Below are 23,182 nucleotides of genomic sequence, written 5' to 3' on the forward strand. Positions count from 1 at the left end.
CGATATGGGCAGCAGAAAACACCAACGCTGACGAGACGTCAGTGATGTAATAGGCAATTTAGTTGGCGGGAACACTCAGGGTGGACTAGGCAAGAAATACATCCGACACGTTTCCTGTTGGTTAACTATAACCACAAGTATGTTGAAATGTGAGCAGGATCTCAACACAAACCTTTGTCAGCCGCGTGCGCGTCGCGCAGTCAGCCCCGACAACACGGCGGGATCGAGATAAATGTGCATTACGTGTATAATGGCGGCATTATTTTGCCCTTTATGCGGCCAGTTAAAGTTAACTGGCTGATAGTTAAGATATTTAAGGTGATAACAACATGGGATTCAAATGCGGTATCGTCGGTCTGCCAAACGTCGGCAAATCCACCCTGTTCAACGCGTTGACCAAAGCGGGCATCGAAGCAGCCAACTTCCCGTTCTGCACCATTGAACCGAACACCGGTGTGGTGCCGATGCCCGATCCGCGTCTGGATCAACTGGCCGAGATCGTGAAACCACAGCGCATCTTGCCGACCACCATGGAATTCGTTGATATCGCGGGCCTGGTAAAGGGTGCATCCAAAGGGGAAGGCCTGGGTAACCAGTTCCTGACCAACATCCGCGAAACCGAAGCCATTGGTCACGTGGTACGCTGCTTTGAAAACGACAACATCATTCACGTCAACAACAAGGTCGATCCTGCCGAAGACATTGATGTTATCAATACTGAGCTGGCGCTGTCGGATCTCGATACCTGTGAGCGCGCCATTCACCGCGTGCAGAAGAAAGCCAAAGGCGGTGACAAAGACGCCAAAGCCGAACTGGCTGCGCTGGAAAAATGCCTGCCGCATCTGGAAAACGCCGGTATGCTGCGCGCGCTGGATCTGAGCGACGAAGACAAGGCGGCCATCCGTTACCTGAGCTTCCTGACGCTGAAACCGACCATGTACATCGCCAACGTCAACGAAGACGGCTTTGAAAACAACCCGTACCTCGACACCGTGCGCGCAATCGCCGCGGGCGAAGGTTCGGTAGTGGTGGCAGTATGCGCAGCGGTTGAATCCGACATTGCCGAACTGGAAGACGAAGACCGCGACGAATTCATGGCCGAACTGGGTCTGGAAGAGCCAGGTCTGAACCGCGTGATCCGTGCCGGTTACCAGTTGCTGAATCTGCAAACCTACTTCACCGCTGGCGTGAAGGAAGTTCGTGCCTGGACTATCCCGGTTGGCGCAACCGCACCGCAGGCAGCCGGTAAAATCCATACCGATTTCGAAAAAGGCTTTATCCGTGCCCAGACCATCGCCTTTGACGACTTCATCACCTATAAAGGTGAGCAAGGCGCCAAGGAAGCCGGCAAGATGCGTTCAGAAGGCAAAGACTACGTGGTCAAAGACGGCGACGTGATGAACTTCCTGTTCAACGTCTAACGCAGCATGCCACAGCGCTAATGGCGCAACATTGGCGCACCACCATTATCAGCCCACGTTCCCACGTGGGTTTTTTATTGCCCGCAGATCGCTCGTTGATGCCCGACCATCGCTCGGCGCGGGTCAACATAACGGCATTGATCGCCGATTGCAGCTGCACACTCGTGCCGCAATAACCTCGTCGCTTGCAGGCAACTAAAATTTTCACTCGCCGCATATCGCAACTGCCAACTCTCGCTACACTGTAAAAGGCGCGTGGTGCAAAAGCCGTCTCCCGATGCCGCTGAACCACGCGAATTATCACAACGCTCGTGGGTTGTGATGACAAAGTATCAATCGTTCCATACGGATGGTGCGGATAGCGATGAACAAACCACTTTCATGCCTGCTGTGTTATCTCCTGTTGTGTTATTCAAGCCTGTTGTGGAGCGCTGAACCACGCCAGACGCCCAGCGCGGCGGAGCAGGCGCGTACCCTGACGCTGCTCAACCAGCCGGTAGTGATGCTGCAGGCCAGGTTTGGCCTGACAACGCCGGAAGAACGGGTGCAACGCATCGTGCGCAACCTGCGCGCGCTCAACCAACAGGATCTGCAACAGCCGGTTGAGATCGTTACCATCACCCGCTACCAGCAGCAGGCAGTGGTATTTTCGGTCAATAAGAAACCGTTTATGCTATTGGCGCAAGGCGATCTGGATGAGGGTGACGATCTCAACCTGGCGCAGGCCAGCCAGTTGGTACTGCAACGGCTGGAAAACCTTCGCCACGCATTAATCGAACAGTATTCCCCGCACTATCTCCTGCTGTCCGCGCTGAAAAGCGTGGCGGGAGCCGCCGTGTTAGGGGCGGTGTGCTGGTTCGCCTACCGCTCTCTGGGGTATGTAAGACGGTATTACGCCGCCAGAAAACAACAAAACAAACCCGGTCTATTCCCACAGCTGCGCAGTTTCCTCGGCCAGTTTGAGGTACGACTCTACGCCTGGCTGATGGGTATCCTGTGCGTGCTGGGGTTTTATCTATGGATTAGCTGGGTATTGCGGCTGTTTCCATATACGCGGATATGGGGGATGGAGTTGGGTGAATACACCCTGCAACTGTTCCAGCGCATTGGCCTGGTGATCCTGTCTGCCCTGCCCGGCCTATGCGTGGTGATCGCCATTTTTGTTATCACCGGTTTTATTGTCAAACTGATTAAAGTGGTATTGCTGCGGGTGGAACGCGGCACGCTGCATATTCCCGGCCTGCATCCACAAACCGTCGGCGTCACGCGGAAATTGATCAGCGTAGCGGTGTGGCTGTTTGCACTGTCCGCGGCCTATCCGTTTTTACCCGGCGCCAATTCGCTGGCCTTCAAAGGCATCAGCGTGTTTTTTGGCCTGATGTTGACACTCGGTTCAGCCGGCGTCATGAATCACGCCATGAGTGGCCTGGTACTGACCTATTCACGCGCGTTGCGTAAAGGCGACATTATTCGCGTTGCCGATAATGAAGGGGTGGTCAGCGAGGTCGGCATGCTGGCCACCAAGATCGTCACACGGGAAAACTACGAGGTCACCGTCCCCAATGCGGTGGTAGTCAGCGGCAGAATCATCAATCTCAGCACCCACGACGGTAACCCCGGCGTCAACATGACCACCAGCGTCACCATCGGTTACGATACGCCGTGGCGCCAGGTACATGCGATGCTGGAACTGGCCGCCAGTCGTACCCACGGACTGAATAACAGCCAGCCGCCGATCGTGCGCCAGCTCAGCCTGATGGACTGGTATATTGCCTATGAGCTTCAGGTCAGACTGCAGGCCGGACAATCGCTGGCCGGAGTACGCAGCGAACTGCACGCGCATATTCAGGATGTGTTCAACGAGTTTGACGTACAGATTATGTCACCAAACTTTGTCAACCAGCCTGAACTGCCGGTACTGGTGAAAAAGGAACGCTGGTACAGCCCGCCGGCACAGCCCTGACGGGTCGGCATGCTCCTGCTGTCGGGTTAGACTTGCCAACGGTCACGGCCGCCCTGTTTGGCGCGGTACAGCGCTGCATCGGCTTCTGCCAGCAGTTGCGCGTCGCTTTTATTCCCGCTCGAGGCGGCAAGCCCCATGCTGACGCTCACCACTTCGCCCACCTCCGACGCAGCGTGCGGCACGCCCTGACGGCGGATATTCTGCTGAATGCGCTCGGCCACCACCTTTGCACCGGCCAGCGACGCATCGAACAGCAACAGCAAGAACTCTTCACCGCCGTAACGCGCAACCACGTCCTCCGGTGAACGCACCGACGATTTCAAGATCGCGGCAATGTCACGCAAGCAGCGGTCACCTGCGGGGTGGCCGTAATGATCGTTGTAACGCTTGAAAAAGTCGACGTCGATCATGATCAGCGCAAAGGGGCGCTGGCGCTCGGCGGCAACGGCAAGATGGTGTTCCATTGCACGTCGATTGGCGGTTTCAGTCAACGCATCCTGATTGGCCATGGTTTCCAGACGGGAAATCAACAGTCGGTTATCCTGATATCGCTGCCAGTTTTCATTAAACCAATGCAGTAGAATGTAACGTCCGTACAGCAAAATGAACGCCAGCAACAGCCAGATAATCACAAAGCGCATATTCAGCCCGGCGTTGAGCTTTACGCTGGCCATCAGGCAGGTCAGCCAGATCGGCAGCAAAAACAGCAACAATCCCTTGGGGTAAAAATACAGCGCGCCGAGCGCCGTCAGCATTAAAATAATGGTCAATGGATAAGAAAACGGCAGTCGCCACACGGTGACGAAGTAAAAACAGCAAAAAGACCACAGACAGCTCAACGCAAACAGCAACAGCGCCAGTAACGTTTGCCAGGCGGGCGATAAGCGGGCTTCGGCGCGCATCAGGCTGCTCAGCATGCCCAGCGACATCACCACGATCGCCAGCATCAACGCATCGATCTCGTGCAGCATGTCGCTGCGCGTCGCCAGCGTTTGGTCAAAATGATCGAACAGCACATTACGAAACACGATAATCAGCGCAAAACTGATATTGACGAAGGCAAACCACGGTATGCTGCGCGCAAGCGCCTGGCTGACCATTTCTGCCCTGCTGCCCCAGACGGGCAGTGTTGAAGCGCTCGCTTTGCGTTGTTCGCGGGACATGGCTGACGGTTCCTTTTGCTACTGATAAGATATACAGCCGTATTATCAATCGGCTACGGCCATCGCAGCATGTACCAGAGGCGTAGTGGTTGCAAGCGTTCAACCGGGCAAACGTCGCCGCGACGGCAGCGATGTGTATGCCAGAGATGGCGTAAAATTTATAAATAAACAGTTTTATGCTGGCAGCGCGGCTGACTGTAAGGGTAAGTTTCCCGCAGTTTTACTTTACGGATACTTTCCTCATGTTCGCAGTCGTTAATACCCATCATGTCAAAAAAGTGCTGATTGCCACGCTGTTGCTGGCAGGATGCGCCAGCAACGCTAATCCGGTGGTCAGTGAAGTCAATGCCATCGCCTTTCCGGTGAACCTTGCGGCTAGCGGCAACAACGGCGACGCTGCCAGCTTGCAACCGCTGTACCGCGACAACAAACGCATCATTGACCAATTCAGCACTCAAATAAGAAAAACCTGTATCGACCCGATTAGCCAGGCGGAAGTATTGAATATACGCAGCCAGGCACGCCCGGCCTTCGACGCGCTGACCAAACTTGAACAGTTCGGCGAGTTGAACGAGATGTACCTTAAACAGCAGAATAAAGACGGTCTGATGCAAATCAATACGGCATTAAAACCGCTGATCCTCCCCCTTTCGTGATCTGCAAGGATCCCCGGGCACCCAGCGTTGGGGCCGGGGGATCGTCGTGATGCATAATCCGAGCGCCTGCCTGTCGGTATGCGCCGGAATAAAATCCCGGTTTAGAACACCAGACTCACCGAGGTGTAAATGCCATCCGCCACGGTATTATTGCGATGACCGTCTTTACCTTTCATGTCGATATAACGATACCCAGCCTCTACCGCCATCAATGGGATCACCTGCCAACGCACGCCGGCATTGCCTTCGACATACTCCTCCACGCCGCTGGACAATGAATCCGGGGAATAGTAGGCATCGCCGAAGACGGTAACGTGCTCACCCAGCGGCAGTTGTGCACCGCCGCCCACCGCCAGCGCATAGCCTTCATCGCCATCGTCGGGGTTAAGGTACAATGCTTTACCACCCATGGTGAACAACACCGGCCCCAAGGGTAAATTCAGCCCCATTGCCAGCCCGGCGACGTCGCCGTCATCATCGCTGTGCGCCCAATTCGCACTGAAGGCCAGCCCGGGATCGCGAGTACCGAAATCAACGCCAACGTCAGTCCAGTTTTCACCGGCCCCGCCGTGCACGCCAACCGCCAAGGCCGACGCCGACATTAACATGCCCCCCAGTAAACACCCGGTTTTTATCCATTTCATAATTATTCTCACCGTTGGCAAAATGCCTGTTACGAACGCAAAAAAAGCCCGACGGACAGCTCGGGCAATAATCAATAGTTTTATCTGACGTGTGGCTTAGGCCTGAGGTGCGTGCTGCCCGGCGATTTCAACCACTACCCGGCGGTCTGGCGCCAGGCAGTCGATGCGTTGGCTGCGCGCGCTGATACCATCACACTGGGTGCCCGTTACCGATTCGCTGGCACCACGCCCCTGAGCTTGCACATTGGCCGCCGGCATGCCCAAATCAATCAGTTCATCGGCCACCGCCTGAGCCCGACGGGACGACAGTTGCTGGTTATAGTCGGCGGACCCGATGCGATCGCTGTAGCCAATCACCATGGTGGTCTGGTTTTTGGCAGACTGGATTTCCGGACGGTTATAGAGATCTCGTACCGCGGCCTGCCCCTGCGGCGACAGTTCGGCAGAGTTATAGCCGAACATCACGTCCGACTTCAGATTGAAACGCTGTGGTTCAGCCGGGCCGGCCACCGGCGCGGCGACAACCGCGGCGACCGGTGTCGCATGTTGACCGAAGCGATACACCACGCCCGCGGTCAGAGAACTGACGTCGGCGCTGACGCCAATCTGATTGACGTTGCCAACGTTGCTTACCCATTGATATTCGACGCGGCCTGCCCAGTTATCGTTAAAGGCATATTCCGTGCCCACCGCAGCCAACGGCCGAACGCCGGTTTCGAACGCGCTGTGGCCGGCATGCTCGGTTTCTGCCCGGTAGGCCATGGCCCCGGCACGACCATAAAGATCCCAGTTATCGGTCAGGCCGTAACTGGCTTTCATTGACAATTGCAGCCCCTGGCTGGCCAGTTTTGCGCCGGCAACGCCGTTATTGCCGTTGATCTGCATGTTACCGAGATAATCATAGCCACCTTCAACAGCCAACCATGAATTAATCTGGTAACCGGCAAATACGCCGCCGGTGGTGTTGTCTTTGTTAAAATCAAAGTCGGTGGCATGATCCAGATTATCGCTAAAGTCTTTATCCGCGCTGGCATCAAAATAATGTGACCAGCCAAGTTTCGCGCCACCGTACCAGGTGCCGGTATCCGCGGCGGCAAAAGCTGGAGTCACGGCGCAAGCATTTAATACAATGAGCGCGACAAGTGTTTTTTTCATAATATTTCCTGACTATAATTACGCTCGCCATCGATGAAATATTTACGGCGAGGTGGATTGTTAGCGGAAATAATAAAACACGCCCTGGAATGCCTCTATTATTTTATTGTTTAATTTTAAATTATCGGGAAAGAATAAACAGAAAATCACCTGAGCCCTGTGCAATAATGACCGCTCAACACCGGTCTGGCAACGTGTTCATATTCAACAGGTAGCCACCGCGCTTTATCTCGATGTGATGGTTGTTTTTCAGCTCTGTAATTACGTTCAATATACTGCTGCGCGAAAGCAACGTTCTGTCCTGCATATATTCTAATATCGAAATTCTCAAGCGCGTATCCAACGGCAACGTGATCAGTTCAAGCAGATGATCGCGAATGATCGAATAGGTACGCTGCTGCACCAGCAACGCATCGCGGTAAAACAGGTAGCTGGTGTAATAGGAAAGCAACACCGTGGCGTCCTGCCAGAGACCTTGCTCGGCAAATAATGCCTTGGCGTCATTGGCATTCAAGCGCAACAGGGTTGACGGCGTTTCCACCCGCAGAATGTGGCAGCGCAACGGCTGAATACTTTCCGCCAGGCCAAACAGCGTTTGTTCATAGGCCGTGGCGATCAGCAAACCGTCTGACGCCCGCAGTATCGACAGCTCACCACTCTTGAAGATGTAAAACTGTGACTCGCCCTTGTATTCCCAGTTCAGGCGCTTACGCGGCATCACGTTCATTGGCTTGGCCAGGGGTTCCAACGCGTCAAGCAAACGCTGGATCGACGCTTCGGGCCGAACAGGTTGCGTAATCATCACGGCTCCTCAGAAATATTGGGTTTAGTCTGCTTATCATGATTAAATTTATTGCTCACCGTTGTCCAGCGCTTTCGTTTGATCTTTAATCAGCTGGAATTTAATTTTAAACAATTTAACGCTGGCGCTGCGGGTTAATTGTATTTTGCTCTTGGTTATTACCGTCCTGGAGTTGGCGCTATGGCGGTCGGCAAAAATGCAGACCGAACGCCCCCCAAGAATGCCTGCAGGTAATTTCGGCGATAACCTGTGCGTACTGCCAGCCTCCTCAGGCCGTAACGCGGCGGATCTGGCGTGAAAAGTCTGCGTCAATCACCGCCTCAGGCGGGCGCACGATCAGGCTACGCTGCTTGAGTTGCTCAAACGGCAGCTCATTGTCCAACAGGCCAAGATCGTAGACGTAGCGATCGGCATAGCCGCTGACCAACACCCGCCAGTGGTAACGAATGGCCGGGGAAACGGCAGCGGCATGCCGCAGGATATTGCTGGTGCAATTGTTGGACAGCGTGTGATAAAACTCCGGCCGCTGGCTGAGTTGATCGATACGCCGCAGATACTCCAGCAACAGCTGACGCACGGTTGGCGCCGCGATCTGCACCGGGTAGAGATACACCTGTTCACGGCGCACGTCGGTTCTCACGCCGATCAGGTCGCGTTCATCGGCGACCACATATGTCAGCATGTAATAGTTGAAAAAGCCGCGCCAGGTGGAAAAATACTGGCCACGGCTACGGCGGGTTTCGATGGAGATCGCCAGATGGCGACCATCCTGAAAGCCAAAGCTCAAAAAAAGGTGGGCAATTGATTTTCCCGACCAATAGGATGCGATGACATCCACGGTGGCCGCCTGATTGAGATCGTATTCAGCGTCATACCAATCCGGCGAATAATCATCACGGGTGCGATAGGTGAAGTTACGCACGTTACGCAACGTCACCTTGCCCTGCTCCCCCCACTCCACCGTCGGCAATCTGGCATATTCCGTCAGCCAGTCGCGCGCGTTGCTTGGCTCTGCCGCCGGCCAGCGCCACAACGCCATTATTCCGCTCCCCCTTTACCGTCAGTCACCGGCTGCGCAGCAGTGGCATCGGGCTTCTCATCCCGCCATTGCTTGCGCAGCGAGAAGATTTTTCGCACCGCACGCTGCGCCGTGGTCAACCAGCCGGTAGGCCGCGGATCCGCCAGCATGCTGAGTGCGCGGGCATAATCCAGCGTCAGTCCTGGCGTCCAGGCCATGGTTTTTGCCCGCTTGCGGATCTGCACTGCTACCCAGAGTTCGGGGGTTGTCAGGATTTTGGTCAATGCGCGCCAATGCCTCTGCTGCCCCCAGATCTTGCCGACAACCCCTTCAAGTGCGGCCTCCAACCCGTTCGCCACGCTGCTAGAGCAGTTGCGGTGCGTCAGGTTATAGGTCTTGTCCTGGCGGTACACTTCCCAGAAGCGTTGCAGGCGGGCGGCGTCGTAATTGCGAATACGCACTCGCACCGTTGACGGACACCAGGCGCTGGACTCGGTCGGGTAATCCGGTTGGAACACCCCGGCGACGTTATTTTCCTCGGTGGCGCGCAACAGGCGGGTAAACTGCTCTGGAGAACGGTCAATGTCCTCGGCCGGGTACAGGCTGATATACACCCCTTCAGGCGCTTCCAGCGCGGCGTGTCCGGTGGAGATCACCCCGTCTTTATCTACTGCGGCAATATATCGGTCGATCACCGGGTGCGGGACCGTGGCGTTCTTTGACGAACCCACCGGCGTCCAGACGTGTACCGTCAGCGCCGGTTCATCATCGGCTGGCGGCCCATCCCAGGTGGTCAACTGCGGCCGGGTATTCGCACTGCTGGACTGTTCCGCCGCGTCATTGCCCTGTACCGCCGGGTTGATGTCCATGCGCCTGACGCGCATCGCCAACATCAGCATGTTCCAGCCGCCAAAAATCAGCCCCAGTCCGAGGCAATAGGGCACGGTGCCGACGTAATGCGTCGGATACGGCTGGTAGAAAAAGATTGCCAGCGCAATCTCTATCAAACCGCCCACTACCGCCAACTTCCAGTTTTTGTAACGCACCACCGTGGCGCTGATGGTCTGTAACAGGCCGTCGGCCAAAAACAGCGTGCCAAAGATCATCGACAGCACAAAATGGCCATGATGATGACCGGCCAGAATCAACACCGCCGCCAGCACAAAGGCTCCCCCCTTGACGTAGCGCAGCGTGCGCTGCCCGCCAATGCCGGTATGTGCCACCATCAGCGTGGCAATCCCCTCCAGCAGCAGCAGCCAGGCGAACGGGTTGAGCGGAAAATAGAGCGCATCGTCCAGCGCGTCGATGAAGATCACCATACCGGCCAGTATTCCCAGCCAGCCGATCACCATCAGACCGCGCCAGCGCGCACGTAGATAATCAACCCCCAACAGAATCATCACCAACTGAACCATCGCCCAGCATCCTCCACGTTAAAATGATCGTTAGCGCTGCGTTAAACGCCGCGACGCATATTTTTGAGGGCAAACAGCGTGAACACTGCACACATCAAGGCCGCCATCAACGGCAGGCCGTGGGTATTGAAGGCCATCGCTACGCCACCCAGCGTCGGACCAAGCAGCGCGCCCAGCCCCCAGGCCACCGACAGCAGCGAATAAATCCCCACCAGCTCGCCGCCGCTGAAACGTTCGCCAACCAGGGTAATCATCACGGTGTAAATCCCCACAAACACCCCGCCCCAGACGAACAGCAGCGTATAAGCCAGCCACGGATAGTTGAGCGACATCGGCCACAGCAACGCGCCCAGCGTTGACAACGCCGCCATTACCACGATCAACCGCTGGCGGTTGAAGCGGTCGGCCAACCAGCCAATCGGCAATTGCAGCAGGATGGCACCAATCATCAACACCGAAATCAGCGAGGTGGCGGATTGTTCATTCCAGCCCAAATTCATCGCATAAACAGAAAGCAGGTTCATGCCGGCCGACTCCAGGCCGGCATTCAATACCGTCGCCGCAACGGCAAGCGGCGCCAGGCGCAGATACATCATCGCCGGCTTGGACTGATGGGATTCTGCCGGTAAGGGTTTGATCGCCGAACAGGCCACCACGCTCGCCGCCAGCAGCGCAATCACCGCGCCAATAAAGAAGGCGATGGCACCATTGCTGCCCACGCTGGCCAAAATCAACGGCCCCAGCGCAAAACCACAGGATAGACTGGCGGTATAGGCGGCAAGCACCCGTGCACGTACCGCCTCTTCTGCCATAAAGTTCAGCCAGGTTTCGGTCACCACCAGCATGATTTCGCTCATTGCCCCCAGCAATAGCCGCAGCAAAAACCAGACGGCAATCGGCGTATAGGGAAACAGACACAGCACCAGCGCTGATATCAGCAACGCGCTCAGCATTAACGCCTTGGCGGAGTAGCGCCGACACAGCCGGGGCAGCAGTGGCGCGACAATAAACACCCCTACCGCATGCAGTGCCGCATTGATGCCGATAAAGGCTTCGCTGTAATTCATGTTCGCCAGTTTGATGGCGATCAGCGGCGCGCTCAGGCCATAGGTCAAACCAAAAATCATCGCCGCGAGCAGCACGCCGATTTTATTGCGAAGAAATGACACGGTGATTAACCCCTTGGCGTTTTTATGGTCGGAAACCCGCTGGCAGACGACGGATAACACGCGGGGTGAACGGCATTGGCCCCGCAGTAACGCACGGTGAGTCGCAGCAAATATCTTGCCCGGCGAAATCAGGTGAATTCAGCTAAAAATTAGCAGCTAATCCGTAATTTACCAGAAATCCGAGGCACGTTTTTGCGGGCACGCGTTCGGCAAGAACGCCGCCTGGCGAACCGTCGGCAAAATTGGCGCAATACATTACAACGGCTGCAGGGCTTGCTGGCGGGTTTATAGCGCTCGACAAATGCGGCCAACGACATTATATTCCCATATAAATAAAACAATGTTTCATTTTATCATTCAGCTCGAACACTACGAGGATTCAGCATGTTCACGTTCAAACAAGATACCCGGCTGGAGGATCTCGGCGGCGGCGTGTCACGGCGCATTCTGGCCCACGGCGGCACCATGATGGCGGTTGAGGTCAACTTCAGCGCCGGGGCGATCGGACCACTGCATAGCCACCCGCACGAACAGCTCACCTATGTGCTGTCCGGCCGTTTTGAATTCACCATCGGTGACCAAACCCATCAGGTAGCGGCAGGCGACACCCTGTATAAAAAACCCGACGTGGTACACGGTTGCGTCTGCCTGGAACCCGGTACCCTGCTGGATACTTTCACCCCACAGCGCGAAGACTTTCTGCCTTAGTTTGACCTCGGCGCCCTCCGCTATTTTCTCCGCGGCAGCAACGCCGCGGCTGATGCATTTGTTTTAACCTTCGTCACATTCCACAACAATTTTCGACCATTTTTTGCCCAACCCGATCACAAATCCCGTTGCCGCCAGTAGGCCAAAGAATCTGCCATGTTGTATACAAGTTGCAGCAAATGTTATCCATTTGTTTCAACCTCTGGTACTTACTATGAAAAATAGAAAAATCAAATTGTTAGCAGGTATCACTGCGGCCATCGCCGTAGTGGCGCTGGCTATCGCCGGCAAGGCGGAGAATGTCGACAAGACCTTTTTGTCAGTGGCTACCGCCTCTACCGGCGGCACCTACTACCCAATGGGCGTCGGACTGGCTAACGTCTGGAGCAACCGGCTGAAGCAGGACGGTATCCAGGTCACCGGACAGTCCTCGGCCGGCTCAATCGAAAACATCGATTTGTTGCAGAAAGATGAGGCGCAGTTGGCGATTCTGCAAAGCCTGATTGCCACCGAAGCCTATGAAGGCGTGCGTAATTTTGACCAGCGAGCCTACAAAGATCTGCGTTCCATTTCGATGCTGTGGCCCAACGTGGAACACTTCGTGATGCTGGAAAGCAAGGTGAAAGACGGCACCCTAAACGACATTGCCGGCAGCCGTTTTTCGGTGGGCCCACAGGCCAGCGGCACCGAGCAGTCCACGGTGGTGATCCTGCAAGGCATCAAGCTGAGCAAAAAATCCATTTCGCCTGAATACCTCGGCTATGGCGATACCGTTTCGGCGATGCGTGATGGCCGACTCGACGGCGGTGCATTGCCTGCCGGCGTACCGGCCGCCGCGGTCACCGACATGTACGCCAGCGGCGTTCCGTCGCGCATTCTGGACGTCACCGACCAGCAGTTGGCCAGTATCAATGCCATTGCCAATGCCTGGTTCCGCTTTGAAATAAAGCCGGACACCTATCCGCGGCAAAACAAGGCGGTCGCCACCATCGCCCAGCCGAACATTCTGGTTTCTATCCGGCAGATTGATGAAAAGATCGTTTATGACCTGACCAAAACCATGTTCGAAAACCTGCCTGAAGTGCATCAGGTGCACAGTTCTGCCAAATACATCTCGCTGGAAAATGCGCTAAAAGGCGTTTCCGTGCCGCTGCATCTGGGCGCCTATCGCTATTTCCGCGAAGTCGGCGTCAACATACCTGATTATCTGGTGCCGCCTGAAGCGGCAACCGCAGGCGATGCGTCTAAAAATACGGAGGCGTTATGAACGCTGAAAAACTGACACCCCCACCGGTGGTCGATCTGGATAAAGAAGCCGGCGCGGGCAGCCGACCGCTGGCTGGTATCGCCCTGCGACTGGCTACGCTGCTGGCGATAGCCATTTCGCTGTATGCCATTTATTCCAACGCGTTGGCCAATACCCAGGAATTCTATCGTAACACCACCTTTCTGAGTGGGATCCTGATCCTTGGCTTCATCCTGTTCCCGTTCTCCAAAAATCACGCCACCAGCGCGTTCAACCGCTGGGATTATCTGTTCATCACGCTAACGTTGGTGAGTTACGGCTATTTCTACTTTAACTATTTCGACCTGCACGTCGTGCGCAAAAGCATACCCAATACCACCGATTACCTGATGGCGGCACTGGGCATTGCGGTCTTATTCGAAGCCGCGCGGCGGACGACCGGCTATTTCATCCCCGGTCTGGCGACCTTTGCCATCGTCTATGCGCTGTTCGGGCAATATTTCATGGGCATATTCGGCCACGGCGGTTTTTCGGTGGAACGTTTGCTGTACCGGCTGTTTATGACCAGCGAAGGAATATTCGGCATTACCCTGTCCACCGCCTCAACCGCCATCGTGGTATTTATCCTGTTCGGCGCATTTCTCAGCGTCAGCGGCGCCACCCAGCTGTTTAACGATCTGGCACTGGCGATGGCCGGACGTCGCCGCGGCGGCCCGGCGCAGGTGGCGGTGATCTCATCGGCGCTGACCGGTTCGCTGAGCGGTAGCGCAGTGGCCAACGTCGCCACTACCGGCACTTTCACCATCCCCCTGATGAAAAGCATCGGTCTGTCACCGCGTTTCGCCGGCGCGGTTGAAGCCACCGCGTCGACCGGTGGCATGATCATGCCGCCGATTATGGGCGCAGCCGCGTTCATCATGGCCGGTTTCCTTGGCATCTCTTATACCACCATCGTGATTGCAGCCATCGTGCCGGCGTTGCTGTACTACGCGGCGCTGATCATGGCCATCGATCTGGAAGCGAAAAAACAGGGCCTGAAAGGTCTCAGCAAAGAGCATATTCCGCAGGTCAAAGCGGTGCTGAAGGCGCGCGGATTGTTGCTGCTGCCGCTGGTGATCGTCATCGGCACCCTGCTGATGGGTAAAACGCCGATTTATGCCGGCTTCCTGGGCATTGTTTCCATTATTGTCGCCAGTTGGATCACGCCGGACAGCACGGTGCGCATGACGCCGAAGAAAATCGCCGAAGCGCTGAACGAAGCGGCACGCGGTTCGATTCAGGTGACCATCGCCTGCGCCGCCATTGGCGTTATCATCTGCGTGGTGACCATGACCGGTATCGGTTCTACGCTGGCGTTCAATATCGTTTCAATGACCAATAACACCTTGTGGATGATACTGCTGGTGGTCATGCTGGTATGCATCGTGCTGAGCATGGGGCTGCCCTCAACCGCGCTGTATATCGTGGTGGCGGTTACCGTGTCGCCGATCCTGATCAAGGCCGGAGTGATGCCGCTGGCGGCACACTTCTTCGTGTTCTGGTTTGGCGCGCTGTCGAACATTACCCCGCCGGTGGCGCTGGCAAGCTATACCGCAGCCAGCATCGCCCGCGCCGATCCGATGCAAACCTCGTGGGATGCGGTGCGGCTGGCGCTGCCGGGCTTTATCATTCCGTTCATTCTGGTTTACAACCCGGCGCTGCTGATGCAGGGCGAGGATGTGGGCGTCTTTTCCATCATTCACATGATCGTCACCGCGCTGGTTGGCATTTATGCGCTGTCAATTGCCAGCGCCAACTTCTGGCTGATGAAAACCCATTGGCTGGAACGGCTGCTGTTTATCATTGCCGCCATCATGCTGATCAAGCCCGGCCTGTTGACCGACCTGGCCGGTGCAGCACTGATCGTCAGCGCTGGCGTGATGCACCTGCTGCGTTATAAACAACGTGCCCCGCTGGCCGCCAATTTACCGGAGAGCAATGAATGATTCACAAGGTTACCCGCCAGAAAGCATCGCATCAGGTTTTGGCTCAGTTAAAAGCCGGTATTAGTGACGGTACTTTTCCGGTGGGCGAAAAATTGCCCTCGGAAAATATCCTGGCCGACGCCTTTGGCGTCAGTCGGGTGCCGGTACGCGAAGCCCTCGGCGTGCTGGAAGTCAGCGGCATTATCTCCTCACGCCAGGGCGGTGGGCATCGGGTTGAGCAGCATTCGCTGCTGAGCAAGTACGAACCGTTAATGATGGAGATAGCCAACCGCGACGAAGTCGAAGCGCTGCTGGAAATGCGGGAAGTCATCGAGCAACAGGCGGCCGGCATGGCCGCCGAGCGTCGCAGCGCAGAGGAATTGCAGGCCATCGAACAGGCATTTACCGCGTTTCGTGACGCCACGCTGCACGAAGAGCAGATCGGTTACCAGCAGGACTATCTGTTTCACCGCGCCATCATGCAGGCGTCACATAATCCGTTTTTCGTGCAGATACTCGACAACATGCATGAACTGTATCTGGGCGTGCTGGTTTATTCACTCAGCAAAAACCGTGGTCGCCTGGCGGAACGGCAACGGGTCATCGAGGAGCATCACCAGGTGTTGTTGGCGATCAAGGCCAGCGATCCGGCTGCGGCCATTCGCTGCATGCAACGTCACCTGAGCAACGTACGCGGCAAACTGCGCCGACTTGAAAATGAGAATATGGAATAAATCATGTATGACGTTATCGTGATTGGCGCCGGTCTGGTTGGGCTCGGCGTGGCCAATGCGCTGCAGGAAAGCAACCCGCAGCGGCGCATTCTGATTATTGACAAAGAAGCCGGCCCGGCAGCGCATCAAAGCGGCCACAACAGTAATGTAGTGCACTCCGGTATTTACTATACCCCAGGCAGCCTGAAGGCTCGGTTGGCTAAACAGGGCAATAAAACCCTGTTCGACTTCTGTCGCCAACACGACCTGTATCACGACCAGTGTGGCAAAGTGATTGTCGCCACCCAGTTGAACGAACTGGATGCACTGGAAAACATTTATCGGCGCGGACTGGAAAACGGCCTGGCGGTATCACGCCTGAGTCAGGCGGAACTCAAGCAGCGCGAGCCATACGTTAACGGCTTGGAAGCGCTGCTGGTGCCGGACGCTGGCATCGTCAACTATGCACAGGTGGCCGCCAAACTGGCGGAAATCATTCAGCAGCGCGGCGCAGAGATCGTCTACCGCCAGCGGGTCGAGGCCATCGAGGAATACAGCGACAGGGTCGAGGTGCGCACACCGAACGCCAGCTACCAAGGGAAATGGCTGGTAAACTGCGCCGGTTTGTTCAGCGACCGCATCGCCAAACTGGCGGGCTACCACACCGGTATGAAAATCGTGCCGTTTCGCGGCGAGTATTACGTGTTGAACAGCGACAAAAACCACCTGGTCAACCATCTGGTGTATCCGGTGCCCAACCCGGACTTTCCGTTCCTCGGAGTGCACTTTACCCGCATGTATAACGGCAAACGTGATGTTGGCCCCAATGCGGTACTGGCGTTCAAACGCGAAGGTTATCGCAAACGTGACATCAATCTGAAAGACCTGGCTGAGGTGTTGAGCTACCGCGGCTTTTGGAAGATTGCCGGCAATTATCTCGGCGAGGGGGTGGCGGAGATCCGCCGCTCGCTGTCGCGCCGGCTGTTTACCGAAAACGCGCAGCGCCTGATCCCGGCGTTGCAGGCAAGTGACCTGCGCCCCGGGCCGGCCGGCGTACGCGCCCAGGCGCTGACCGTCGACGGCAAGTTGGTGGATGACTTCCATTTTGTCAAAGGCAGTCGTTCGCTGCATGTGTGCAACGCCCCCTCCCCGGCGGCAACCGCGTCGCTGGAGATCGGCCGCGAAATCGTGCGCCAGCACCTGTCGGCACTGTAACGGCGAACGGCATCGCCGAAGCCACCGCCATGCAATGCCATTCGCTGCTGCCGAATGGCATTTTCATCGTCAACGTTTATCCGCGGCCGTCATTACTTCACCACGTACTGCTGCCGATTGGCCGGGGTCACCAGTTCAAACGGGATCCAGTAATAAGGCTCCGGTTTCTCGCCCTTGATCATACGCTGCGCTACCGCCACCGCCGCCTTACCCTGGCCGATGGCGTCCTGGAACACCGTCACCTGCATTTTGCCGGACGCCATGGCTTGCAGACCGTCCGGGGTGGCATCGATGCCGCCAATCAACAGCTTGGCGTCCTTTTTACCGGCCTGCTGCAGCGCCATAATGGCGCCAATGGCCATTTCATCATTATTGGCCGCCACGATGTCGATCGACTCGCCGTTGGTTAGCCAGTTCATCATCAGATCCATACCTTCGCTGCGTGAATAGTTGGCGCTCTGTTTCTGCACGATTTTCATCTTTGGATACTTGGCCACCACCCGCTCGACGTCGCGAGTGCGTTGTAGCGCGCCGGCATCCGTCAGGTTGCCGATCATCACCGCCACATTGCCCTGGTAATTGGCCAATCGCGCCAGTTCCTCCATCTGCAAGGTGCCGGACTCTTTTTCATCCGAGCCGACAAACACCACACCGGGCGGTAACTGGCTGTCACCGGGAGTACGGTTGACATACACCAAGGGTATTGCCGCACGCGTCACCATTTTGCTGATCGCCGGGGTGCTGGCAGAATTGACCGGATCGACGATAATCGCATCAACGCCGGCGCTGATGAAGTTCTGCACCTGATCGGTCTGACGCCCGACGTCACCGCGCGCGTCTTCGAATTGCACGGTGATGCCGCGCGCCTTGGCCTCTTTATCAATCGAATGGCGAATAATGGTCAGGAAATTCTGGTCAAAATAGGCCATCGAAACGCCGATGGTTTCCGCCAGCAGCGGCGTAGAACAGCCCAATGCGGCAACCAGCAACAGGGTTTGCAATGATTTCATGATGGTTTCCCCACGCTAAAAAAAACCGCCGGCCAGACGGCATCGGCGGAAATTCACGGCAAAATCAGCTTTTCTTGCGATTACGGCGCATATCGATCGCCACTGCGGCAACGATAATGATGCCCTTGATAATGTCCTGGATGTAGGAGTCGACGCCGATAAAGGTGAAACCGCTCTTGATCAGCCCCAGGATCACCGCGCCAATCAGCGTGCCGGTGATCCGGCCGACGCCGCCCATCAGGCTGCTGCCACCGATAACCGCCGCGGCGATGGCGTCCAGTTCGTAAGACATCCCCATGCTCGACTGGCCGCTGCTGACACGCGCCGCCAATACCACGCCCGCCAATCCCGCCAGGCCACCGGCAATGGTATAGACGATCACCAGGTATTTATTGACGTTGATGCCGGACACTTTTGCCGACACCATGTTGCCGCCAATGGCATAGACATATTTACCGTAGCGGGTGTGCTTGAGCGCAATGTGGAACACCGCCGCAATCACCAGAAAGATAATCACCGGCATCGCGCCCTGACCGATGGCGGTAAAATCATCCGACAGGAAACTGATCGGATTGCCTTTGGTGTAATACTGTGCCAGGCCGCGTGCCGATACCATCATGCCCAGGGTGGCAATAAACGGCGGGATACCGGTGCGCGTAATCAAGAAGCCGTTGATAAACCCGCACAGTATGCCAATGCCGATCCCGGCACCGATCGGCACCGCCGCCGGCAAGTCCAGCAGCCCGGGATACATTGGCGAAATACTGTCGGCAGTTTGCGCCAGGCTGGCGGCCACCACCGCGCTCAGTGCGATCAGCGAACCGGAAGACAGATCGATGCCGGTAGTAATAATTACCTGAGTGACGCCAACGGCGATAATGCCGATGATAGCCACCTGCAACACGATCAGCAGCAGGCGGCTCGGGTTCATCAGAAACGACTGATCGCGGATATACCAGCCAAGCAGTTCAAAGATCAATGCAATGCCCAGCATGACGATGAAAATTCCCACGTCTTTGGGCATCTTGCCACTCAGGCTGGAAAACAGCGAGCCTTTGCGCGCCTGCTCGCCACTGAGCGTCTTTTCAATTTTTACGTTACTCATTGGGTTCACCTTTGCGTTATTCAGAGGCCAGCGCCATGATTTTTTCCTGATCGGCGTCGTCTTTATCCAGAATGCCGGTGATGCGCCCACCGTGCATCACCATTACCCGGTCGCTCATTCCGAGAATTTCCGGTAATTCCGAGGACACTAAAATGATGGCCACACCACGGTTGGCCAGTTCGCTAATCAAACGGTAGATCTCCGCCTTGGCGCCGACATCTATGCCGCGCGTTGGCTCATCGAGGATCAATATTTTTGGCTGTGCCAGCAGCCAGCGGGCAATTAATACTTTTTGCTGATTGCCGCCGCTAAGATTATTAATAATCTGATCCATGGTTGGCGTTTTGATGTTCAGCTTTTTGATTTGCTCCATACAGTCCTTGGCCATTTGCACATGACTGACGAAACCGTTTTTGCCGATGTAATTGGTGAGATTGACAATGCTCATGTTCTCCACCACCGACAACACCAGGAACAAACCGGATTTCTTGCGATCTTCGGTTAAAAAAGCCAGACCATGCTCAATCGCTCTGGAGGGGGAGTCGACCCGCACCGGCAGACCTTCGACATAGATTTCACCGCCATCAGCCGGGTGCATGCCGAACAGGCTTTCCATCACCTCACTGCGTCCGGCGCCCACCAGCCCGGCGACCCCGAGAATTTCACCGCGTTTTACGCTGAATGAAATGTCATCAAACCAGCCCTCGCGACGCAACCCGGCGACGCGCAGCACTTCCTCGCCGATATTGTTATTGAACTTGGGAAACATCTGCGTCAGTTCACGCCCGACCATCATGGTGATCAACGACTGTTTGGTCAGGTTGCTGGTGTTGTCGCTGGCGATAAACTTGCCGTCGCGGAAAATACTCACCTCATCGGTAATGGAAAATATTTCATCCATTTTATGGCTGATATAAATAATACCTTTACCCTGGTCACGCAGTTCACGAATAATGGCGAACAGGTGGCCCACCTCGCCTTCGGTCAATGCCGATGTGGGTTCGTCCATAATCAGCACGTCGGCGTTGTAAGACACCGCCTTGGCAATTTCTACCATTTGCTGGCTGGCGATACTTAATTCCCCGACCATCATGCCCGGTTGCAATTTGATATTGAGTCGCGTTAACAAGGCCTGGGTTTGTTTATTCAGTTCATCGTGATTAACGAACCCCAGCCGGGCCGGTTCACGCCCCAACCAGATATTTTCCGCGACCGTCATATGCGGTACCAGATTCAACTCCTGGTGTATCATCGAAATACCGGCATGCAACGCTTCGAGCGTATCGCCGAAGCTCACCGGCTGGCCTTTGATTTTTATCGAGCCCTGATCCGGGTGGTAGATGCCTATCAGGCATTTCATCAGGGTTGACTTGCCGGCGCCGTTTTCCCCCATCAAGGCGTGTACGCTGCCCGGCCTGATTTTAATCGACACGTTATCCAGCGCTTTGACGCCGGGGAACTGCTTGCTGATGCCTTCGGCCTCAAGAACATAGGGATACATACTGATAACCTCCGCTGCCGTCCTGCGGCCTGACGCCGGCGTATGCACGACGTCAGGCGAGCGATGACGCTGTGTTTACTTTTTGTTCTTATCGGCAAACTGCTGATAGTTATCCTTGGTAATCAACTGGTAAGGGATCAGCACGCTGCTGTCGACCTTTTCCCCCTTCACCAACTGAATCGCCGTCTGTACCGCACCTTCTCCTTGCCCCTTGGCATCCTGGAACACGCTGACGCTCAAATCGCCCTTTTTGATGAACTCCAGCGCGTCCGGCGTACCGTCAATGCCCGCCACCAGCACCCCGCTTTTCTTCGATTGTTTCAGCGCCAGGATCGCGCCAATCGCCATTTCATCGTTATTGGAGGCGATGGCATCGATTTGCTGGCCGGACAGGATCCAGTCGGTGGTGACGTCAACCGCTTCCTTGCGGAAGAACTTGGCGGTTTGCTTGTCGATAATCTTGATATCCGGATATTTGGCTGCAACCTCTTCCACTCCACGGGTACGGTCACGCGTCGCCTCGCTGGACAACTCGCCCATCAGGATCATCACGTTGCCTTTGCCGTTCATCAGCTTGGCCAGCTCTTCCATTTGCAGTTTGCCAGCCAGCTTGGAATCTGAACCGACGTAAGCCATGCCGGCCGGCAACGTCACTTCCGGTCGACGGTTAACAAACACCAGCGGGATCTTGGCGTTTTCCGCCAGCTTGATCATCGGCTTGACACCCTGGGTATCGACCGGGTTAAGGATGATGGCATCCACGCCCTGGCTGACGAAGTTTTCAACCTGTTGTACCTGTTGCGCGATATCCCCTTTGGCGTCTTCGAACTGGCCGCTGACGTTGCCGTCCTGTTTCATTTTGTTCTGCATCGACTGGCGGAGGATAGTGAGGAAGTTGTCATCAAAGTAAGCCATGGAAACGCCGATTTTTATGTCCTTGGCCAGCGCACTGGCCGGCAACATGCACACTAACAGCGACGAGACGATCAGTTTCTTCAGCTTCATGTTCTGTACCCTTTAATCGTTAGAATGAAGAGGCCTGTTGATTTGACAGCTAATGAAAAATATTTTTTACATTCAAACAACAATCCGTCCGGTGTTATTCCTTTGAAACCACTGAATTACTGTTTTTCGGACAGTATTTCTGGGTGTTAAAAAGATTGATCAAAGTCTCAAAATAGAGATAAAACAACGCATTGAAATAAACCCTCGCTTTGCGGTCCAAATGAGCATGGCAATTATTAAATGTTTATTTCAAAATTTAGATTATTGAAACTTTTACATCCAAACAAGCGGAACATGCATTTTGGAATGACGGATTAACAGAAACATGACACGGATCTAACAAATGGCGAAAAATACGCCAAAACACCAGCACGTTTCGTGCGGCGTTTCGCCTTGTTGCCCCGCCCATCGTCGCTAATACTGTTAGGGTAACTTTCTGACGGGAGCGACGGCATGCACAACAGCGCCAAAGTACGGATGAACCGATTGTTTAACCACGGCAAATGCCTGGACGTGGCCATCGATCACGGCATCGCCAATGAGCCGGATTTTCTGCACGGGCTGGAAGATATCGAACGGGTGATGCACAACCTTATCGATGCGCACCCGGACGCCATCCAGGTCAATTATGGTCAGGCCGACCTGCTGCAACGAAGCACGCAACGCGACAAACCTGCGCTGGTGATGCGCACCGACGTCGGCAATGCCTACAATGCCGAGCGTCATCGCGAAATGTGGGCGCTGCTGCATAATCCGCAGGCGCCGATCCTCGGAGCATTGCAGATGGACGCCGCCGCGGTGGTGGTGAATCTGTATATGATCCCGAACGAACCCGGTATTTTTCGTCAGTGCGTGGATAACATCGGTCGCTTGCGCCACGCCTGCGATAAATACGCCATGCCGTTGATGATTGAGCCGCTGGTGATGGCACCAGCCGGACAAGGCGTGGCCTACGGTTCGTTGGGAGACGTGGAAAAAATGGTGCCGCTGGTGCGGCTGGCGCGTGAGCTGGGTGCGGATATCATCAAGGCCGATCCCACCGAACATATTGACGATTTCCACCGTATCGTAGAAGCCGCACGTTGCCCGACCCTGGTACGCGGCGGCGGCAAAGGTGAACTTGGCGCCGTGCTGGAAAAATCAGCCGCGCTGATGGCGCAAGGTGCCAGCGGTATGGTGTATGGGCGTAACGTTTATCAGCATGCCAATCCGTCACGGGTGGTCAGCGCATTGATGGCAATTATTCATGCTGGCGCCAGCGGCGAACAGGCGCTGGCGATTTATCAGCAGGAGTAAACCGGGCTTTTGT

20 protein-coding genes are annotated in these 23,182 nt (G+C 55.6%); 9 read left to right on the forward strand and 11 right to left on the reverse strand.

The genetic code is table 11. From position 1 onward, the window contains the following. Nucleotides 1-329: 329 nt before the first annotated feature. Nucleotides 330-1,421: a redox-regulated ATPase YchF gene (gene ychF, locus AC2AXP_RS08295; RefSeq protein ID WP_004961991.1), complete on the forward strand. Its 1,092-nt coding sequence runs from the start codon at nucleotides 330-332 to the stop codon at nucleotides 1,419-1,421. A 364-nt stretch (nucleotides 1,422-1,785) separates the two neighbouring features. Continuing rightward, the gene (locus AC2AXP_RS08300; protein ID WP_484381534.1) at nucleotides 1,786-3,384 is read left to right on the forward strand and encodes a mechanosensitive ion channel family protein; all 1,599 of its coding nucleotides are present in this window, start codon (nucleotides 1,786-1,788) and stop codon (nucleotides 3,382-3,384) included. A gap of 26 nt (nucleotides 3,385-3,410) precedes the next feature. On the opposite strand, the gene AC2AXP_RS08305 is transcribed toward AC2AXP_RS08300, so the two are convergent. Next, a complete protein-coding gene (locus AC2AXP_RS08305; protein ID WP_273869866.1) occupies nucleotides 3,411-4,547 on the reverse strand; it encodes a GGDEF domain-containing protein in 1,137 nt (378 codons plus the stop codon). Nucleotides 4,548-4,789: 242 nt separating this feature from the next. Between AC2AXP_RS08305 and AC2AXP_RS08310 the strand changes: the two genes are divergently transcribed. Continuing rightward, nucleotides 4,790-5,203, forward strand: coding sequence for a hypothetical protein (locus tag AC2AXP_RS08310; protein ID WP_039992026.1), 414 nt, complete (start codon nucleotides 4,790-4,792; stop codon nucleotides 5,201-5,203). A 101-nt stretch (nucleotides 5,204-5,304) separates the two neighbouring features. Here AC2AXP_RS08310 and AC2AXP_RS08315 read toward each other — a convergent pair whose 3' ends face one another. From AC2AXP_RS08315 to AC2AXP_RS08340, 6 genes are all read right to left on the reverse strand, one after another. Beyond that, on the reverse strand, nucleotides 5,305-5,847 hold the full coding sequence (locus AC2AXP_RS08315; protein ID WP_004961977.1) for a YfaZ family outer membrane protein: 543 nt from the start codon (nucleotides 5,845-5,847) through the stop codon (nucleotides 5,305-5,307). A gap of 96 nt (nucleotides 5,848-5,943) precedes the next feature. After that, nucleotides 5,944-7,002, reverse strand: coding sequence for a porin OmpA (gene ompA / locus AC2AXP_RS08320; protein WP_484381535.1), 1,059 nt, complete (start codon nucleotides 7,000-7,002; stop codon nucleotides 5,944-5,946). 175 nt (nucleotides 7,003-7,177) lie between these two features. Beyond that, nucleotides 7,178-7,804 carry a helix-turn-helix domain-containing protein gene (locus AC2AXP_RS08325; protein WP_004961971.1) on the reverse strand — a complete coding sequence of 209 codons (627 nt, stop codon included), beginning with the start codon at nucleotides 7,802-7,804 and terminating at the stop codon, nucleotides 7,178-7,180. A 268-nt stretch (nucleotides 7,805-8,072) separates the two neighbouring features. Continuing rightward, nucleotides 8,073-8,843 carry an Lnb N-terminal periplasmic domain-containing protein gene (locus tag AC2AXP_RS08330; protein WP_004961966.1) on the reverse strand — a complete coding sequence of 257 codons (771 nt, stop codon included), beginning with the start codon at nucleotides 8,841-8,843 and terminating at the stop codon, nucleotides 8,073-8,075. Next, entirely contained in the window at nucleotides 8,843-10,237 is a 1,395-nt protein-coding gene (locus AC2AXP_RS08335; RefSeq protein ID WP_004961963.1) for an HdeD family acid-resistance protein, read from the reverse strand. Before AC2AXP_RS08335 ends, AC2AXP_RS08330 begins: the two co-directional genes overlap by 1 nt. A gap of 41 nt (nucleotides 10,238-10,278) precedes the next feature. Beyond that, complete coding sequence (locus AC2AXP_RS08340; protein ID WP_371901796.1) at nucleotides 10,279-11,406, reverse strand: MFS transporter; 1,128 nt, start codon at nucleotides 11,404-11,406, stop codon at nucleotides 10,279-10,281. 384 nt (nucleotides 11,407-11,790) lie between these two features. Between AC2AXP_RS08340 and AC2AXP_RS08345 the strand changes: the two genes are divergently transcribed. From AC2AXP_RS08345 to lhgO, 5 genes are all read left to right on the forward strand, one after another. After that, on the forward strand, nucleotides 11,791-12,114 hold the full coding sequence (locus AC2AXP_RS08345) for a cupin domain-containing protein (protein WP_004961957.1): 324 nt from the start codon (nucleotides 11,791-11,793) through the stop codon (nucleotides 12,112-12,114). A 214-nt stretch (nucleotides 12,115-12,328) separates the two neighbouring features. Then, on the forward strand, nucleotides 12,329-13,381 hold the full coding sequence (locus tag AC2AXP_RS08350) for a TAXI family TRAP transporter solute-binding subunit (RefSeq protein WP_371901795.1): 1,053 nt from the start codon (nucleotides 12,329-12,331) through the stop codon (nucleotides 13,379-13,381). Next, nucleotides 13,378-15,345, forward strand: a complete 1,968-nt coding sequence (locus tag AC2AXP_RS08355) for a TRAP transporter permease (RefSeq protein ID WP_004961951.1) — start codon at nucleotides 13,378-13,380, stop codon at nucleotides 15,343-15,345. The genes AC2AXP_RS08350 and AC2AXP_RS08355 overlap by 4 nt, the downstream gene beginning before the upstream one ends. After that, nucleotides 15,342-16,058, forward strand: a complete 717-nt coding sequence (locus tag AC2AXP_RS08360; RefSeq protein WP_371901793.1) for a FadR/GntR family transcriptional regulator — start codon at nucleotides 15,342-15,344, stop codon at nucleotides 16,056-16,058. Before AC2AXP_RS08355 ends, AC2AXP_RS08360 begins: the two co-directional genes overlap by 4 nt. Before the next feature lie 3 nt (nucleotides 16,059-16,061). After that, nucleotides 16,062-17,252 carry an L-2-hydroxyglutarate oxidase gene (lhgO, locus tag AC2AXP_RS08365; protein WP_004961947.1) on the forward strand — a complete coding sequence of 397 codons (1,191 nt, stop codon included), beginning with the start codon at nucleotides 16,062-16,064 and terminating at the stop codon, nucleotides 17,250-17,252. A gap of 92 nt (nucleotides 17,253-17,344) precedes the next feature. Here lhgO and AC2AXP_RS08370 read toward each other — a convergent pair whose 3' ends face one another. The 4 genes from AC2AXP_RS08370 to AC2AXP_RS08385 all read right to left on the reverse strand — a co-directional run bounded on the left by AC2AXP_RS08370 (nucleotide 17,345) and on the right by AC2AXP_RS08385 (nucleotide 21,873). Next, on the reverse strand, nucleotides 17,345-18,262 hold the full coding sequence (locus tag AC2AXP_RS08370) for a sugar ABC transporter substrate-binding protein (RefSeq protein ID WP_004961945.1): 918 nt from the start codon (nucleotides 18,260-18,262) through the stop codon (nucleotides 17,345-17,347). Nucleotides 18,263-18,326: 64 nt separating this feature from the next. After that, complete coding sequence (locus AC2AXP_RS08375; RefSeq protein WP_004961942.1) at nucleotides 18,327-19,367, reverse strand: ABC transporter permease; 1,041 nt, start codon at nucleotides 19,365-19,367, stop codon at nucleotides 18,327-18,329. Nucleotides 19,368-19,383: 16 nt separating this feature from the next. After that, entirely contained in the window at nucleotides 19,384-20,868 is a 1,485-nt protein-coding gene (locus AC2AXP_RS08380; RefSeq protein ID WP_004961938.1) for a sugar ABC transporter ATP-binding protein, read from the reverse strand. 75 nt (nucleotides 20,869-20,943) lie between these two features. Next, nucleotides 20,944-21,873: a sugar ABC transporter substrate-binding protein gene (locus AC2AXP_RS08385; protein ID WP_004961936.1), complete on the reverse strand. Its 930-nt coding sequence runs from the start codon at nucleotides 21,871-21,873 to the stop codon at nucleotides 20,944-20,946. A 453-nt stretch (nucleotides 21,874-22,326) separates the two neighbouring features. On the opposite strand from AC2AXP_RS08385, the gene AC2AXP_RS08390 reads away from it, so the two are divergent. After that, nucleotides 22,327-23,169 (forward strand): class I fructose-bisphosphate aldolase, encoded by an 843-nt coding sequence (locus tag AC2AXP_RS08390; protein ID WP_004961929.1) that lies wholly within the window; start codon nucleotides 22,327-22,329, stop codon nucleotides 23,167-23,169. Nucleotides 23,170-23,182: the final 13 nt, after the last annotated feature.

Source organism: Serratia sp. Sp408, assembly GCF_057180665.1.